At 69.4% G+C, this 16,999-nt stretch carries 15 protein-coding genes; 8 read left to right on the plus strand and 7 right to left on the minus strand.

Annotated elements, in window-relative coordinates:
• Positions 1-80: 80 nt before the first annotated feature.
• A complete protein-coding gene (locus HUW62_RS36850) occupies positions 81-425 on the plus strand; it encodes a co-chaperone YbbN (protein ID WP_163864344.1) in 345 nt (114 codons plus the stop codon).
• An 18-nt stretch (positions 426-443) separates the two neighbouring features.
• Here the strand turns inward: HUW62_RS36850 and HUW62_RS49235 are convergent, their stop codons facing one another.
• Positions 444-644, minus strand: a complete 201-nt coding sequence (locus HUW62_RS49235) for a hypothetical protein (RefSeq protein WP_240356227.1) — start codon at positions 642-644, stop codon at positions 444-446.
• Positions 645-1,056: 412 nt separating this feature from the next.
• Between HUW62_RS49235 and HUW62_RS36860 the strand changes: the two genes are divergently transcribed.
• The 5 genes from HUW62_RS36860 (at position 1,057) to HUW62_RS36880 (ending at position 5,136) form a co-directional block, all read left to right on the plus strand.
• A complete protein-coding gene (locus tag HUW62_RS36860; protein WP_255203860.1) occupies positions 1,057-2,340 on the plus strand; it encodes a right-handed parallel beta-helix repeat-containing protein in 1,284 nt (427 codons plus the stop codon).
• Between the two features lie 295 nt (positions 2,341-2,635).
• A complete protein-coding gene (locus HUW62_RS36865) occupies positions 2,636-2,929 on the plus strand; it encodes a hypothetical protein (protein ID WP_163870925.1) in 294 nt (97 codons plus the stop codon).
• Positions 2,930-3,223: 294 nt separating this feature from the next.
• Positions 3,224-3,802: a DJ-1/PfpI family protein gene (locus tag HUW62_RS36870; RefSeq protein ID WP_176437080.1), complete on the plus strand. Its 579-nt coding sequence runs from the start codon at positions 3,224-3,226 to the stop codon at positions 3,800-3,802.
• A 93-nt stretch (positions 3,803-3,895) separates the two neighbouring features.
• Positions 3,896-4,171 carry a hypothetical protein gene (locus HUW62_RS36875; protein WP_163870927.1) on the plus strand — a complete coding sequence of 92 codons (276 nt, stop codon included), beginning with the start codon at positions 3,896-3,898 and terminating at the stop codon, positions 4,169-4,171.
• A 143-nt stretch (positions 4,172-4,314) separates the two neighbouring features.
• Positions 4,315-5,136, plus strand: a complete 822-nt coding sequence (locus HUW62_RS36880; RefSeq protein WP_176437081.1) for a Uma2 family endonuclease — start codon at positions 4,315-4,317, stop codon at positions 5,134-5,136.
• A gap of 10 nt (positions 5,137-5,146) precedes the next feature.
• Here HUW62_RS36880 and HUW62_RS36885 read toward each other — a convergent pair whose 3' ends face one another.
• From HUW62_RS36885 to HUW62_RS36895, 3 genes are all read right to left on the minus strand, one after another.
• On the minus strand, positions 5,147-7,009 hold the full coding sequence (locus HUW62_RS36885; RefSeq protein WP_163870929.1) for an ABC transporter ATP-binding protein: 1,863 nt from the start codon (positions 7,007-7,009) through the stop codon (positions 5,147-5,149).
• 43 nt (positions 7,010-7,052) lie between these two features.
• Entirely contained in the window at positions 7,053-7,919 is an 867-nt protein-coding gene (locus HUW62_RS36890) for a universal stress protein (protein ID WP_240357160.1), read from the minus strand.
• Between the two features lie 977 nt (positions 7,920-8,896).
• Positions 8,897-9,088 carry a CsbD family protein gene (locus HUW62_RS36895; RefSeq protein ID WP_163870931.1) on the minus strand — a complete coding sequence of 64 codons (192 nt, stop codon included), beginning with the start codon at positions 9,086-9,088 and terminating at the stop codon, positions 8,897-8,899.
• 400 nt (positions 9,089-9,488) lie between these two features.
• Here HUW62_RS36895 and HUW62_RS36900 point away from each other — a divergent pair, with 400 nt between their 5' ends.
• Positions 9,489-11,213, plus strand: coding sequence for a methyl-accepting chemotaxis protein (locus HUW62_RS36900; protein ID WP_240357161.1), 1,725 nt, complete (start codon positions 9,489-9,491; stop codon positions 11,211-11,213).
• Here the strand turns inward: HUW62_RS36900 and HUW62_RS36905 are convergent.
• Entirely contained in the window at positions 11,204-12,061 is an 858-nt protein-coding gene (locus tag HUW62_RS36905) for a hypothetical protein (protein ID WP_163870933.1), read from the minus strand. The two genes, HUW62_RS36900 and HUW62_RS36905, sit on opposite strands and share 10 nt — an antisense overlap.
• A gap of 94 nt (positions 12,062-12,155) precedes the next feature.
• On the minus strand, positions 12,156-13,754 hold the full coding sequence (locus HUW62_RS36910; RefSeq protein WP_176437082.1) for an NAD(P)/FAD-dependent oxidoreductase: 1,599 nt from the start codon (positions 13,752-13,754) through the stop codon (positions 12,156-12,158).
• A 211-nt stretch (positions 13,755-13,965) separates the two neighbouring features.
• On the opposite strand from HUW62_RS36910, the gene HUW62_RS36915 reads away from it, so the two are divergent.
• Positions 13,966-15,795 carry a CHASE domain-containing protein gene (locus tag HUW62_RS36915; protein ID WP_368670572.1) on the plus strand — a complete coding sequence of 610 codons (1,830 nt, stop codon included), beginning with the start codon at positions 13,966-13,968 and terminating at the stop codon, positions 15,793-15,795.
• A 16-nt stretch (positions 15,796-15,811) separates the two neighbouring features.
• On the opposite strand, the gene HUW62_RS36920 is transcribed toward HUW62_RS36915, so the two are convergent.
• The gene (locus tag HUW62_RS36920; protein ID WP_176437083.1) at positions 15,812-16,783 is read right to left on the minus strand and encodes an aldo/keto reductase; all 972 of its coding nucleotides are present in this window, start codon (positions 16,781-16,783) and stop codon (positions 15,812-15,814) included.
• Positions 16,784-16,999: the final 216 nt, after the last annotated feature.

A 16,999-nucleotide genomic window follows, 5' to 3' on the forward strand; every position in this document is an offset into this window, starting at 1 on the left:
CTCCCAACCCCCGCGCCTGGAGGACGCCCCCCAGTCGAGCCCGGCTTGAAGCCGGCAGAGCGACCCGTTAGGCAAGGGGCATGGCACATCCCGTGAGCTATGAGGGAACGGCGGAGAACTTCGACCAGCTCGTCATGGAGCCGAAGGGCGAGCTGGTGGTGGTGGACTTCTGGGGTGACGGCTGCCCCAACTGCGACATCTACGCCGAGGCCGAGCCCATGCTCCTCTCGGAGCTGGACGGCGCGCCGATGCGCGTCGTGAAGGTGAACGCCTACCAGCACGAAACGCTGGCCCACCGCTTCGGCCTCTACGGCATCCCCACGTTCCTCCTGTTCCGCGATGGGAAGCTCATCGGGAAGATGAGCCAGTACTACGGCAAGGAGTACTGGCTCGGTGTCGTCCGCGAACACCTGCCGACGGTTTGACGCCTCACGGCGCCGTGCTCAACCCGCCCGGGTGAGCCGCGCGGCTTCTGGGGGACTCGCGGCGGCCACCATGGCATCGGCGGCCCGGCGCGTGTTCGTCTCGATGGCGACCTGACACAGCGCCGTCTGCGCCTGGAGCTGGAAGACGAGGGGCCGAATCGAGCATCGCGCCAGCGATGCCTCCTCCGACAGGCCCCATGAAGCCCCACATGAAGACAATGCCCCGCGCCTGGTCATAGAGCGCCTGCGCATGAGTGCGAAAGACTTCCGCGTCGTAAGCGTGTCCGCCCCGCAGGGCTACGAGGTTGATGCGGCGAGGGTCCGTTACAACCATGGAAGCTTTCGGTGGCGGGCCATGGGGGAAACGGTCATGAAGAAGCACCGGTTGGGGCAAACGCTCACGCGTCTGGCTTTCATCGCGTGGATGGGGAGTGGCGCGTCAGGCTGTGGCGCGAGCCCGGAGGACGCACCTGGCGAAGGCTCTTCGTCAGATGAGGTGGGGACTCAGACCGCGAGGCAGGGACCCGCCTTCACAGAGGACATCTTCTACGACCGCTGTCCCAAGGCGGAGCAGGCCAATGGCCCCACACTCTACGTGTCGAAGAATGGCCCACGGGATTCCAGAAAGCCATTGGGGTCCAACCAGAACCCCTACTCCACCATCATGGCGGCGGTGAAGGTCGCGAGGCCGGGGAACATCATCCAGGTGCGAGCAGGCGACTACAACGAGCAGGTCTCCATTACCGCCCCGAAGGGGGCACGACCCGGCACCGTCGATGCGCCCATCGTCCTGAGAGGTGAGCAGGCCGGGCGTCCCCGCATCCTCCCCTCGGCCACCAACGTCGGCAGCCTGGTCGCGGTGAGCCAGCCGTACTGGGTGGTGCAGGGCTTCGAGGTGGACGTCCAGGGCAGGCCGTCGTTCGCCGCCCTCTTCGAGACGAGCACCACGTGCTCCCAGCTCACCGACTCGGTGCTGCACGGAGGCCGGGCTGGCGGTGGCGTCGTCGCCAGCTACGCGGACTTCGTCCTCATCGACAACAACGAGATCTACGACTTCTCCAGGGCGAATACGGACTCACACGGCGTGGCGGTGCGAGGCGTGTCCCGCAACATCTTCATCGTGGAGAACGACATCCACGATGTCTCGGGCGACGGGGTGCAGTGCCAGCCGAACGGCGGCCGACCCGCCATCGTCCTCATCGAGAAGAACAAGCTGCATGCGGCCGGGGAGAACGGGGTCGACATCAAGGCCTGCGATGACATCCTCATCCACCAGAACACCATCTCCGACTTCCCGAACATCGCGAGCTATCCCTGGCAGGCCAACACCTCCGCGGCGGAAGGCGTGCTCATTCACGAGGACGCGACGAACGTCCAGATTCTGGGCAACGAAATCCACCGGGCGGGCCGAGGCGTCTCCGTCGGCGGGAACAACCCCGTCGACCGGCCCGCCAACGTGCAGATCGACAACAACTACATCCACGACATCTATGACTATGCCAACCGCAACAACGGTCAGGGCATCCGCATCGTGAAGGCGCAAGGCGTGCACATCGTCGGCAACTACATCGAGCGGACCGCCGACGCGGGGATGCGGCTCGCCGCGGACGAGCCCAACACGGTGTTGGGCCTCATCGTCTACGACAACGTCCTGCGCGACATGAGGTTGTTCGTACGCCTGGGGCAGCCGTCCTCCCGGCCGGGCATGGGGATGGACCGCAACCGCTACGTGGGCACCGGGGGCGTCTTCACCATCACCAGCCTGCTGTGGGAGGGAGACCACACCCGGTGGCTCAATGCCCTGGCCTCCTCCTATCTGGACCAGTACTCGGTGAGAGTCCTCTTGCCCACTCGGGCCCTCTCCGAGACCGGGCTCCTGGAAGCGCCCTCCCCCTCGTCGACGCACGTCCCCTGAGCAGGTCGCCACCCGTCGGAAGGAGCCACGGAGCTTCCGACGGGCGGTGCGTCCGCATCGGGCGCGGTGCGGCATGAGGGGAATCCCTGCTCACGCCCCAAGCACCATGGGCAGACGCCCACCGGACAATTCATTGACTTCGGCAACCACTTACACGCCGTCATATTGCCTTTCCGGTCCCTCCGTGGCTTACTGTCTTTGCGTCTGATGGGCCAATCAGAACCCAGACGCCAAGGAAACGGAGACACCTATGTTCATGACGGGACTGCGTCGTTGTGCGCTGTTGGCTGGAGTCGTGGCATTGACCGCGTGCGGAGGTCCGCTCCCGGAGGAGCAGGCGCCCACCGAGGCCACGCCGGGCGAGGAGGTCACCATGGAGGAGGTGACCGAGGGCGGTGAAGTCGAGGCTCAGCTCTGCTCACTGACCGTCAAGGAGGCATGTCAGCCCAACCTGCGGACCTGCGGCATCCGCTGCTGCGATGGAACGCTCATCCAGGCCCCGAACACGGCCTGTGGCGCATGTGAGCCACTCGCGTATGAAGTCTGCGCCTGGCGCGGCGGTCCGTGGCACATCCGCTGGACGAACTGACGCACTGGCGAATCGCACGAACCCGTCCATTCGTGCGGCGGACAGCACACCGCGAGTCAATTGACGGAGTCAACCACTCACATCCACGTCGCTCGTCGTGCGCCCATGGCGGACGCGAACCGCCGTCCCTTACCCTGAGCAGGACGACTTCGGCCTGACTGAAGCTGGATGACTTTGACCCCAGGGCGAGAGGGCCCCGCCGCTGCTTTGCCTTGGCGGCGGGGACTTCTCTCGGCTGGAGAGTCGCGGCCACTTTCCCTATCCTCGGGGGCTCATTCAGCGAGGAGCACGCTGTTGGCCCGTATCGCATTCGTCGTGGTGGAGCCGTTCGCCGACTGGGAGCCCGCGCTGCTGGCGGCGGTGGCTCGCGAGGACTTCGGCGACCAGGTGTCGTGGTGGTCTCCGGGGGGACGGCCGGTTCCTTCGATTGGCGGAATGACCATCCAGGTCCACGGCGCGCTCGAGGACTTCTCCACCGACCAGGCCGAGGCACTCGTCCTGATTGGTTCCCCGCTCTGGATGACGGCCGCGAGCCCCGACCTCACGCCCTTGCTGCGGCGCGCGGCGGACGCGGGCCTCGTCGTCGCTGGCATCTGCGGCGCGACGCTCGCGCTGGCCCGGGCCGGCCTGCTCGATGATTGCGCTCACACCAGCAACGCCCTCGACTTCCTCCAGCAACATGTCCCCGCCTACCGCGGCGCCGCGCACTATCGACGGGGGGCGCGCGCGGTGCGTGGCGGACGGATTGTCACCGCGTCCGGCTCGGCGCCCACGAGCTTCGCCTCGGAAGTGCTCGGCGCCCTGCATCCCGAGGCCACGAAGTCCCTGTCCGAGTTCGTCACGGAGTTCGGGCGCGAGCACCAGCCCGCCTGAGCCCTCGCGCGGACAGCGTCCCCAGGCGGCTTCCGAGCCCGTGTGCTTCAATGGAGGGAACGCGGGCCCTCTCGCTGCATCACGAGGCAGACCATGACCCTCATCGAGCCCGTCCTCCTCGCGGCCGCCACCCTCAGCGGCATCGCTGGCGCCGTGTGGGGCATCACCTCGGCCCCCATCTGGGGACTCGACGGCTTCGTCGGCGGCGCCGTGCGTGGGCTCGGTGGCTTCGTCGGTGGCTTCATCGGCGGGGGCGCCTCGTTCGCCGCGGTGTTCTTCGCCCTGGGGTGCGTGCTCCTCCTTCTGGACAAGGCACGCAAGAAGCGCCAGCGCCACACCGGGGGACCTGACCAGCCGCCCTCGCCCTGAAGTCGGACCTCGGAGTGGACGTCGCCCACCTCGACTCCTGCTTTTCCGGGCAACGCCCGGGGGCCTACAGCGCCCCAACGAACGAAACGCGCCAGCGGCCCTTGGCCCTGCATTCCGGGCGACCTACTCTCGGAAGCAGTCCCATGGCTTCCAACCCCTACCGCGTCAATCCGGACGACCCGCGCGCTCCTCCCCAGGAGTTGTGGGAGCAACTGACACCCGAGGAGCAGGCCCAGGTCATCGACAGCCTTCCCTCCGAGTTTCCCGTGTCACAGACGCACCCTCCCGAGGGGGACCCTCACTACGAGGCCAAGTCGCGGACGAGGGAGGTGCTCGGGAGCTTCTTCTCTCGCATTGGCCGCAAGGTGTACCTGGCTTGCGAACTGCCCGTGTACTACCCGGGCGAGTCGATGTTCGCTCCGGACGTCATCGCCGTGTTGGACATGGAGTCCCGTTCCCGCATGCGCTGGATGGTGAGCGCTGAAGGAAAGGGCCCGGACCTGGCCCTGGAAGTCATCGTCGCGGGGGAGCGACGCAAGGACCTGGAGCGCTTCGCCCGCCTCGGAATCCGCGAGTACTTCGTATTTGACCGAGGCCGGCTGCGGCTCAGCGGCTGGAGGCTCGAGGAGGGACGCCGTGCCTACCGCCCCATCCTTCCTCAACATGGGTTCTACCGCTCGGACGTGCTCGGCCTGGAGCTCCAGGTGGACGACGAGCGGCTTCGCTTCTACGTCGGCGGCGCGGCGCTTCCCGAAGCCCAGGAGATGATTTCGCGACTCGAGCACATGATGGAGCGCGTCGAGGCGAGCCACACGGACCTGGAGCACCAGCTCACCGAGGAGATGCGCTTGCGCGCGGAGGAGTCTCGCCTGCGCGCGGAGGAGACCCAGCGCCGCGAGGACGCCGAGCGTCGCCTGGCCGAGGCCCTCGCCGAGCTGGAGCGGCTGCGCGGCGAGCGAGGCTGAGCGCCCTGCCTCAGGTCTGGTAGCCGCGCGCCTGCAGGCGGAACAGGTGCGCGTAGCGCCCGTCCTTCGCCATCAACGCGTCGTGGCTGCCCAGTTCGTCCACGCCGCCGTTGTGCAGCACCGCAATCTGGTCCGCCATCCGCACCGTGGAGAAGCGGTGCGAAATCACAATCGCCATCCGGTCCGCCGCCAACGCCTGGAAGCGCTCGAACAACGCGTGCTCCGCCTCCGCGTCGATGCTCGCCGTGGGCTCGTCCAGAATCAGCACCTCCGCGTCGTCGCGCATGAACGCTCGCGCCACCGCCAGCTTCTGCCACTGCCCCGCCGACAGCTCCTGCCCCTTCTCGAACCACCCGCCCAGCATCGTGTCGTACTGGCTGGGCAGCGTCTCAATCACCCCGCTCGCTCCACCCTGCTCCGCCGCCTTCACGATGCGGCCCCGGTCCTCCAGCGCCGGCACATGCCCCAACCCGATGTTCTCCGCCACGTTGAACTGGTAGCGCACGAAGTCCTGGAACACCGCTCCGAAGCGGCTGCGCAAATCCCCCACGTCCATGTCCCGGATGTCCACGCCCCCGTAGAGGATGGCCCCCTCCGTCGGCTCGTACAGCCGCAACAGCAGCTTCAACAACGTGCTCTTCCCCGCCCCGTTCTCCCCCACCAGCGCCAGCTTCTGTCCCGGCCGCAGCGTCAACGACACGTGCCTGAGCGCCCACGCCTCCTTCCCCGGATAGCGGAAGGACACGTCGCGCAGCTCGATGTGATTGGTCGGCCCGCGCGGCGGTGACTTCGCCGGCAACACCCGGGACGTCTCGGCGCCCGTCGGAATCTCCAGGTACGTGAAGAGATTGCTCATGAAGAGCGCGTCCTCGAACATGGAGCCCACGCTCGTCAGGATGCCCTGGAACGCCGCCTGCCCCTGCCGGAACACGCCCAGGTACAACACCATGTCGCCCACGCTGATGGCCCCGTCCGCCGCCTTCCCCGCGACAAACAGATAGCAGCCATAGAAGGCAGCCAGCGACAGCAGGCCCAACCCCAACCCCCACGCCATCCGCTTGAAGGCCAGCGCCCGGTCCTCCGCGAAGAACTTCCGGAACAACTCCCGGTAGCGCCCCAGCACCAGCTCCCCCAACCCGAAGAGCTTCACCTCCTTCACGTGGCTGTCGCGCGTGAGAATCCACTCCAGGTAGTTCAGCTTGCGCCCCTCCGGCGCACGCCACGAGTAGAGCCGGAAGCCCGCCATCGCCAGCCGCGCCTCCGCGATGAACGCCGGAATCGACGCCGCCACCAGCACCACGACGCTCCACGGCGACAGCGCAATCAACAGCGCCGCGAAGGTCGACAACGTAATCGCGTTGCGGACGATGGAGAACGCCTGCATCACCAGCGACAGCGGCCGGCTGCTCGCCTCACGCCGCGCGTTCTGCATCTTGTCGTAGGTGTCCGAGTCCTCGAAGTGCCGGAGCTCCAGCGCCAACGCCTTCTGGAGAATCTGCTCGTTGAGCAGGTTGCCCAGGTTGGCGCGCAACAACTCCCGCGTCAGCGTCAGCCCCCGCTCCACCACCCCCGCGCCGAGCATCAACCCGAACTCCAACCCCACCAGGCCGTAGACGCGCGAGTGCGCCTCCGCCGAGCCCTGCGCGGACGCCACCACCGCGTCCACAATCAGCTTGCCCACCCAGGCGATGGCCGCCGGCAGCACCGCCGCCACCAGCGTCAGCGCGCCCAGCAACACCGCGCCCTGGGGGCTCGCGCGCCAGAAGAGGTGGAACGTGCCAGGGAGCTGCCGGAACAGGCTTCCGGCCCCCTTCAGGCGTTCCTTGAGGGAGGGCTTCGCGGGGGGCGTGGAATCAAGAGGACGAGAAGACACAGGGCGCGTACATAACGCGCCCGGCGTCCGCGCGCTCGGCCCCTCACGACATCGCGCGTCCTTCGTGACGGGACACCAGCACGTCGCACGAGGACCTCGCCAGCACCCGCTCCGCCAGCGAGACGCCGCACCCCTCGGACGGGCCCGAGCCCGCCAGCGCCAGCAGGTCCGTGCCCAGCTCCGCCGCGTGCGCGAGGATGCTCTCCCCCGGCTCTCCTCCACGCAGCCGGGCTTCCAACTCGCGCCCCGTCTCCCGGTAGGGAGCCAGGAAGCGGGCGAGCGCCACCCTCGCGGCGTCCTCCCGCTCCCGCTGCAATATCAAGAAGCGCTCCGGTGACACCCCGCGCGCTCGCAGCGCCGCTTCTTCCGCTCGGGTGTCCACCACGTGCAGCACCTCCACGGGCGTCAGGGGGCACAGCCGCAACGTCAGCTCCAGCGCCCGCCGGGACTCGCGCGAGAAGTCCACCGCCACCAGCGGGTTCGCATAAGGCCGCGCCGGATGTGGCAGCACCGTCAGCACCGACGTGTCCAGCCGCCGCACCATGCGCCTCACCGTCGAGCGCTCTCCCAGCTCCTTCCCCGGCGTCGTCACGTGCGTGCCGCCCAGGACCACCAGCTCCGCGCCCTGCTCGCGCGCCACCGCCACCGCCGCGTCCACCGCGTCTCCCCGCCGCAGCTCCTCGTGCACCGTCACGTCCGGCCGCTGCCGCAGCCGACGACACACCGCGCTCACCGCCTTGCGCAGACAGCGCTCTCCCGCGACGACGCCTCCCGCGGGGGTGCCCTCCAACAGAGGCCCCGCGTGCAACAACGTGAAGGAAGCGCCCTGCCCCAGCGGCAGCCGCAGCGCACGGGCCAGCGCCAGCTCGGAGCGCAGTGAAAAGTCCGTCGCCACCACCAGGCGTGTCATGCCCCTCGGTCCCCGGAAGGGCCCCTGTGATGACGCCAAGGGAATGGCCATCCGGGTCAGCTCGTGCTGCCTCATCGCGAGACCCTCCTTTCGTCTGTCCTCACATCTTTAGTGTCGGCGCCGTGGGGCGGTGACACGCCATCCCATGCACCCGACACCGACCTGGGCGAGCCGTTGCTCGTCGGTCCGCCGCCGCCGCGTCGCGGCGACATCCCAGCCCTCGAAGCGAAGATTCAGGCCGACGCGCTCAAATGCCACCCGGGCCCCGGGGACGCCGCGTGCCCGAGCGGACGACGGAGCCCTCCTGTCCTCGCGCGTCCCTCACGCCCTCCGAGCTGGACGTCGTGCGCCCGGCGCATGCCCCGGCGTCCCGTGCGCTGACAGTCGCGACGGCTCGACTCAGACCTGGGTGAGGGTGGAGCACGACACCGCGTTCAGTGAGGACGTGACGTCGCGAGGGGTGGCGAGGGTGCGAGCCCCCGCTGCGCGCGGGAAGGAGAGGTGCGTCGCACGGTGGACGGCCTCCCTGAAAAAACTCCAGGGGGCGGGTGTCCGTATCTCACGTGAGGCGCGAGGGGCCCGCTGCTCGATCTGAGGATTGGCCCGCTTGGCACGTCCGCAGAGCAACAGAGCGACGCCTGCGGGCCGCGCGAAGAACGGCCAGGGCTTTGCAGAAGGGGTGCGGCGGCAGCGCGGTGGGGTGGCGGGACGGACGGGATGCAGCAGAAGGGGGAGGGCCAATGCGCGGGGTCATCACCGGCAGAGAGGTGGTCACCAATCTGGGTCTCATCTACCGAGAGTTCGGCGCGGGCTGTGTGCTGCGCTGCTTGTGGGTGATGCTCAGTGGGAAGACCACGACGTTTCTTGAAGTGGCGTGTCCGCCCGCGGTGAAGCGTTAGGGCGACGACGACGGCGACGGGCCGCGAGGGCGACATGCCCCGCGACCCGACCGTCGGCTTCAACTTTGTGACAGCGGACTAGGGTTCATCGCGGCGAGGCTTGTTGTCGTCCACCGCGTCCCGGACCGCGCGCTTGGCGTCCTCGAGCTTCTCCTTCGCGTGGCCCTTCGCCGTGTCGACCTTGCCTTCGGCCTCCAGCGAACGGTCGCCCGTCGCGGCGCCCACGGTCTCCTTGATCTTGCCCTTGGCCTTGTCGATCAACTCACCCATGACGCGTCTCCTTTGGCTGTGAGCTCCTGAGAGCCGTTGTGGTGTGAGTGTGAACACCCCTTCACGAGCGTGCAGGCACGGGCGAGACGCTCGCCTGCCCTGGAAGCGGCGCAAAGGCGTGTAGGTGCCGGTGTCAGGCGTTCCTCTCTCACCGGGTGGTAATCCCATAATTTTCCTGGAATTGCCTGACATGCAGACAGACTGCGGGTAGGGTTCCGAAGCGGTCCTGACGACCAGGCAGACACGCTATCTGGTTGGAATCCTCCTCTCAGGCTGAAACGGGACGTTGACGCAGGGCGCGCCGGCCCGCACGCTCAGGTCACTGCCACCCCGGAGTCACTGCTTCCCGATGTCTACTCCTCCGCTTCCGACCCCTGGCGCGCTGTTCTGGCGGATGTACATGTTGCGGTCCCTCATCACGACGGTGGCCTTCTGTCCGGCCCTGTACGTGGACATGCAATTGCTCTCACTGGAGGGACCGCGCGCGACACGCATCCTGCTGGGAGTCATCACCCCGCTGGTGCTGGGGTTGTGCGCGGTGGCGCAGCCGGTGCTCGTGCTGCCGTGGCTCTTGAAGCGCGCCATGGGCTCGCAGGGGAAGCAGCGCGTGGAGCGGTTGATTGGCATCCCCTCCACGCTGGCGTTCGGCGAATCGATGGTGTCGTGGTTCATCGGCGGGGTGCTCTTCAACGGCGGCGTGGCGCTCCTCTTGGACCGGCCCCTGTCGGTGGTGCCGGTGGGCGTGGCGGTGTCGATGAGCGCGGGCCTGTTCAGCAGCCCGCTCCTGTACATGCTCTATGAGCAGGTGCTGATGCCCACCGTGCTGGACGCGTACCAGAAGGCGCCCAGCAGCCGGCCCGCGGGCGACGGCTTCGCGCCCCGACAGTTGTGGCTCCTGCCCGCCACCGTCGTGTCCGCGCTGCTCGTCACGTGTCTGACGAGCATCGTCACGCTGCACCTGCGAATCGAGCGGGAGCTGGGCGAGCTGGCGACGGACATCGAGTCGCGAGGCCAGGCCTCGTCGGCGGACCGCGTGCGCGCCACGGTGGCGCCGCTGCAGCGGGACTTGGTGCTGCCGGTCATCATGTTCGGTGGCTACGCGGCGCTGGGCTCCATCCTCACCGCGGCGTGGGCCGCGCGGAGGCTCGCCAAGGGCTCGCGGGCGGTGGGGGCGTCGCTGGAGGCGCTGGTGGAGGGCCGCGCCGCGCCGCCGCGCTGGGTGTCCACGGACGAGCTGGGAGACCTGGCCGCGACGACGTGGCAGCTCTACCAGCGGCTCCAGGAGCTGCCGCGCTCGCTGCGCTCCTCGGCGGGTGACCTGGCCCAGGCTGGCACGCGGCTGTCGGAGGCCAGCAGCCAGCAGAACCAGACGCTGTCGCGCCAGGCCGCGGCGCTGCATCAGGCGCGCGCCACCGCGCAGGAAATCCAGCAGGCGTCACACGTCGCGGCCTCGCGGGCCACCAGCATCCTCCAGGTCGCCGAGCGCGCCGCGGCCGTGGGCCGGCTGGGCGAGGAGTCCCTGCTCGGCACGGAGAAGGGGCTCGCCTCCATCCGCGATATCGCGGACGGGCTGCACGAGCAGATGATGGATTTGGAGCAGCGCGCCCGCGAGGTGGGCCGTGTGTCGGAGGTGGTGAAGGCGCTCGCGGACCAGTCGCACATGCTGGCCATCAACGCCGCCATTGAAGCGACGCGCGCGGGCGAGCACGGCAAGGGCTTTGGCGTGGTGGCGCGGCAGATGCGCGAACTGGCGGACCAGTCCGTCCAGGCCACCAACCAGGTGCGCGGCCTGCTGGAGACGATGGCCTCCGCCGCCACCGAGGCCACGGAGATGACGAACAAGGGCGCCGCGGGCGTGGAGACGGCGCTGACGCCGCTGCGCAACAGCGGAGAGCGGCTGCGCGAACTGGCCACGCTGTCGCGCGAGTCCGCGTCCGCCGTGCGTCAAATCGCCGAGGCCGTGGCCCAGCAGCACCAGGGCGTGGACCAGCTCTTCGCCGCCGTGCGCGAGCTGGACGAGCTGACGACGGACACGCTGCGCCACCTGGACACCACGCAGCAGGCCGCCGTCGCCGTCACCCACGCGACGGGCCAGGTGTCCCAGCTCGCGCAGCGCTACGTCTGAGCCAGCAGCGCTTCTTCCGGTGACACCGGGGGCTCGGGAACGAGCCTCCCCTCCGACGACAGCACCGGCGCGCACAGCAGCACCACCAGGTGCCCCGCGAGCACGCCCAGGCGTGACAGTCGCTCGCGAGGCTCCGGGCCACCCTCCTCGAAGCTGGCCGCGTCCAGGTAGTTCAACTGGACCTCCGCGCGCCCATGGAGCACCCCCACGCGCGCGTCGAGCGTGGCCAGGCGCGAGAGCATCTCCTCCAGGAAGGCCGTGGCCCGCACCAGCATCGCCGCGCGGTCATCCAGGCCTCGCACGCGCGCCTCCACCGTGTCCGGCGCGGGCGAGGCGGCCCAGGGCGCCGCGGCGTCGAACAACGACATCCCATCCAACACCACCGGCACCGCGTCCTCCAGGAGCCAGCCCCGCTCCAGCCACTCCAGCACCGGCACCAGCTCCGACGGCGCCGTCGCCCCCGCGCCGAAGAGCGGCCACGCGCGCCGCGTCCCACGGGACACGGGCTCCGGAGGCAGCGCCTCCAGCGCGGACAGGGCCTCGGCCGGAAGGACGTCCTCGCGCCGCGCGTGCTCCCACCGCTCCAACCGCGCCAGCAGTCCGCGCAGCGGCTCCACGACTTGCGCCTTCGCCTTCGCCTGCCGCTCGCCGAGCGAGGCCATGGTGTCCCGCACCCGCAGCCGGGCGGACTTGAGCGCCCCCAGCGCCACCGCGTGCCGCTCCTTCGCCGCGCGGACCTCCGGTGGGTCCGGAGGCCCCATCAGGCCCTCATCGAAGGCCCGCTTCACGCCGAGCCCCAGCGCCGTCAGCACCAGGCCACCCACCGCGAACGGGATGAATAAGGGCATGCTCTCGCGACCTCCAGGAACAGTCATGACAGCTTCGCACCCGCCACGCCGCCGCGCGAGCCGGGCCCGCCGTTCGCACGGAGAGGAGGGAGGCTCAGCCAGCGCGCGCCCGGGGCGCCTGCATTGGCGGGCCCGAGGCATTTCGTGTCGCGTCCTCGAGCGGCGGCACATACGGCCAGCCCGGCAGCGGCCCCTGGCCCGCCTCGCGGTTGAGGTAGTCCGCGGCGATGTTGGCGCTCTCCATGATGGTGAGCAGCCCGCTGCCTGGATGCGTGCCACCGCCCACCCAGAACAGGCCCTCCACGTCCGGGCTCTTCACGCGGGGCCGCAGCGGACCCAATTGCAGCCACGTGTGAGAGAGATTGAAGACGGCGCCCCGGAACACGTTGAAGTCGTCCCGCCACGTCTCCGCGGTGAAGTAGCGCTCTTCACGGATGTGCTCTCGCACGCCCTTCAGTCCCACCTTCGCGAGCATGTCGGGGATGCGCTCGCGCAGCGTGGCCTGAGTCTTCACCCAGTCCACCGGGCGCGCGGTGTTGGGCGTGGGCACGAGCACGTAGAGCGTGGAGTGTCCCTTCGGCGCGCCGGACGGGTCCGTCACGCACGGGTTGCACACGTAGAAGGGCGGGTCGTCCACGTCGACGCTCCGGTCCTCCAGCGCGTCGCGGTCCGTGCGCCGCGCGGACTCCGAGAGATAGATGAGGTGGTGCGGCAAGTCGTCGTAGCGCGTGTCCAGCCCGTAGTACGCCATGAAGGTGCTGCACGAGTACTTCGCCTTCTCCAGCGCCGCGTCCGTCAGCCGCGAGCCCTCGCGCGCCTCGGCGGGCACAAGCTTCGTCGCCGCGTACGGCAGGTCCGCGTTCATCACCACCGCGTCCGCGTCCAGCACCTCGCCACCCACCAGCTTCACGCCCGCCACGCGCCCCGCCTCCACGCGCACGCGCTCCACCGGCGCGCCCATGCGGAACGTCGCGCCCAAGTCTTGCGCGCAGCGCATCATCCCTCGCGCCAGTTCGCGGAAGCCGCCGTCCACGTGCCACACGCCGAAGGCCAGCTCCAGGAAGGGAATGACGCTGAACACCGACGAGCACGTCGTCGGGTGCAGGCCCAGGTACTTCGACGGGTACGCCAGCGCGTACGTCAGCCGGTCGTCATGGAAGAAGGAGTCCAGGTGCCGGTACAGCGTCTGCCACGGCTTGAAGCGCAGCGTGGGCGCCAGGCGCCAGGGCGCGTAGTAGCCCAGGCTGCCCGCATGCGTGCAGATGAACTTCTCGTACGCGACGCCGTACTTCTCCCGTCCGTCCGAAAGCCACCGGCGCATCGCCTCCACCTGGGTGGGTCCGAAGCGGGCGAGCTCCGACTCCATGCGCTCCGGGTGACGGCTGGTGTCCAGGTGGGTGCCGTCCCAGAAGCGCACCCGCGTGTTGACGTCCAGGGGGACCAGCTTCACGTAGTCCGCCAGTCGCCGCCCCGCCCGCTCGAAGATGCGCTCCAGCACCCCGGGGAGCTGGAGGATGGAAGGACCAGTATCGAGCGAATACTCGCCCTGGGGTCCGAGCGTCAGGCCCTTCATCCGTCCTCCCGGCACCAGGTCCTTCTCCACCACGGTGACTCGAAAGCCCTGTCCGGCCAGGTTGATGGCGGCGGACAGGCCCCCGGGGCCAGCTCCCACGACGATGACGTGACGCACCATGGCTCCTAGAATGCCCTGAGCGAGCACCCGTTGCAGTGTCCCAGGTACGGACGGGCGGGCGGGCATTGTGTTTCGCCCCCGGGCGTTTCTCCTGGAAGACACGTGGGAGCGGGGACGGCTTGAAGGGGGCCGCCGCGCACTCGAAGCTCGCCTCGTCGTCCTCCCGGCCCCTTTCCCGGCAACCTTCCTGCGGTCCTGCCTCCACGCAGCCGTGTCGACACCCCTGCTCACCCACCTGCGCCGCGACGCGGCCGCGTACTGCGCCCTGCTGCTGGGGCTGCTCGTCACCACGGGGGCCACGTCCTACGTCCAGCGCGGCGTGGACCTGCGGCGCGAGCAGCTCTTCGAGGACGCCGTCGCCGACGGCACCGTGGCCCTCCAGCTGCGCATGGACATGTACCAGGCCATGCTGCTGGGCACGCGCGGCGTCTTCAGCGGCAGCCAGGAGGTGGAGCGCCGGGAGTTCCGCGCGTACACCGAGAGCCTGGAGGTGAGGCAGCGCTTCCCCGGCATCCAGAGCATCGGCTTCGCGCAGTGGCTTCAGCAAGAAGCGCTCGCGGAGCACGAGGCCCTGATGCGCGCCGAGGGCTTCACCCAGTACCACGTCCAGCCCCGGCTGGAGCGGCCTCACCATGCCGTCATCGTGATGGTGGAGCCCTTCGACGTGCACAACGCCCGCGCGCTCGGCTTCGACGCGCTGGCGGAGCCCGTGCGGCACGCGGCCCTCCAGCGCGCGCTGGAGACGGGGCTGCCCGCGGCGACCGGCATGGTGCGGCTGTTGTCGGAGGATGAGGATGAGGACCCGGACCTCCGGACGGGCTTCGTGCTCTACGTGCCGCTCTTCGAGAAGCCGGAGCCCACCACGTCCGAGGAGCGCCACGCGCGGCTCCTGGGCTTCGTGTTCGGGGCCTTCCGCATGAAGGACCTGGTGGAGGGCCTGCGCTTCCCCGGCTTCCAGTCCACCATCGACCTGGCCATCTACGATGGGACGGAAGCCCACGAACATGACCTGCTCTACAGCTCGCGCGTCGAGCATCCCGCAGTCGAGCACAACACCCCGCTGCGCTCGCAAGTCAGCCTGTCGGTGGCCGGAACGCCGTGGACACTGGTGTTCACCACCCGGCCCGCCTTCTTCGAGGGGACGAGCTCCAGCCACCCGACCACCGTGGCGGTCGGCGGGCTGCTGATGTCCCTGCTGCTGTTCCTCGTCACGCGCGCCCAGGTCAGCGCGAGGGCCTCCGCGGAGCGCGCCAGCGCCGAGCAGCAACGGCTGGCGAGCGAGGCCCAGTCGGCGGTGCGCATCCGCGACGAGTTCCTCAGCGTCGCCGCGCACGAGCTGCGCACGCCGCTCACGTCCTTGAAGCTCCAGCTCCAGCTCCTCTTCCGGCAGCTCCACCAGAAAGAGCCCCTGGACCTGGGCCGCCTGGAGCGCGGCGTGGAGACCTGCGAGCGCCAGATGACCCGGCTCACCAAGCTGGTGGACAACCTGCTGGACGTGTCGCGCCTGTCGAGCGGGAGGATGGAGCTGCAGTTGGAGTCACTGGAGCTGGGAGAGCTGGTGCGCGAGCTGGCGCGCCGCTTCGAGATGGAGGCGCAGACGGTGAACGTGCGCCTGGAGGTCGACGCGCCCACGCCCATGACGGGCCGGTGGGACCGGCTGCGGTTGGAGCAGGTCATCACCAACCTGCTGTCCAACGCGCTCAAGTATGGACATGGCGCGCCGGTGGACGTGCACGTGCGGGGCGACGAGCACGAGGCCCGCCTGGAGGTGCGTGACAGGGGCATCGGCATCGCCCCCGAGGACGCGGAGCGCGTCTTCGACCGCTTCGAGCGCGCGGTGTCCAGCCGTCACTACGGAGGCCTGGGCCTGGGCCTGTTCATCACCCGCCAGCTCGTGGAGGCCCATGGCGGCCACATCTTCCTGGAGAGCCACCCCGGCGCGGGCACCACCTTCATCGTCGTGCTGCCACGCGCGGGGCCTGACGCCGGGGCCGAGAATCCACCCCGGCCGCCGGAGCCTCCTGGACCGCCGCTGCACTGAGCACGCCCAGGCGTCATTACCAAGCGTAGTCCTCGGGCGCGGGGCGGTGGCCCGGGAAGATTTCATTCAGCGTGGCCAGGGTCTTCTCGTCGAGCTTCACGTCGAGCGCACGGAGCGCCGCGTCAAGCTGGCCCGCGGTGCGCGGCCCGATGATGGGCGCGGTGACGGCGGGCTGATGGAGCAGCCACGCCAGCGAGACGTCACCCGGCTCGTGCCCCAGCTCGGCGGCGAGGTTCTCGTAGCGCTCGATTTTCTCGCGATTCTTCTGGAGGGCCTCCTGCGCGCGGCCCTCCAGCCGGCGCTTGCCCTCGCGCTCCTTCTTCAGCACGCCGCCGAGCAGGCCGCCCTGGAGCGGAGACCACGGGAGGATTCCCACGCCGTAGTGCTGGGCGGCGGGCAGCACCTCCAGCTCCACGGTGCGCGCCATCAGGTTGTAGAGGGACTGCTCGCTGACCAGCCCCATGAAGTCGCGGCGCGCGGCGGCGGCCTGCGCCTGGGCGAGGTGCCAGCCGGCGAAGTTGCTGCTTCCCACATAGAGCACCTTGCCCTGGGCGACGGCGACCTCCATCGCCTGCCAGATTTCCTCCCACGGCGTGGCGCGGTCCACGTGGTGGAACTGGTACAGGTCGATGTAGTCGGTGCGCAGCCGCTTCAAGCTGGCGTCCAGCGCGCGGCGGATGTTGAGCGCGGACAGCTTGCCCTCGTTGGGCCACTCCCCCATGGGGCCGTAGAGCTTGGTGGCGATGACGGTGCGCTCGCGCCGGCGGCCGCCCTGCGCGAACCAGTTGCCGATGATCTGCTCGGTGCGGCCCTTGTTCTCGCCCCAACCGTAGACGTTGGCCGTGTCGAAGAAGTTGATTCCGCGCTCCAGCGCGGAGTCCATGATGGCGTGGGCGTCGGGCTCCTCGGTGGTCCAGCCGAAGTTCATCGTGCCGAGGCACAGCCTGCTGACGGAGAGACCCGAGCGCCCCAGGTTCGTGTACTTCATGTCGACTCCCTCGCGGCCGGATGGAAGGACGCTGCGCACTGGGGAACGGCCCGGCCCGCCGCCGTTCGAGCGCGCCACAGTGACGGCTCGCGCCGCACGAGTCGAGTCCGAACACGGACCGCATCGGAGCGCCGTCGTGTCACGAACTCAGCGCAGCGCCACCGACGTCATCCGCGACACGATGCGCAGACAGGCCCGCAGGGCGGGGGCCGGGGG

It is taken from the genome of Myxococcus sp. AM011 (genome assembly GCF_013372595.1).
In the GTDB taxonomy this organism is placed as follows: Bacteria; Myxococcota; Myxococcia; order Myxococcales; family Myxococcaceae; genus Myxococcus; species Myxococcus eversor.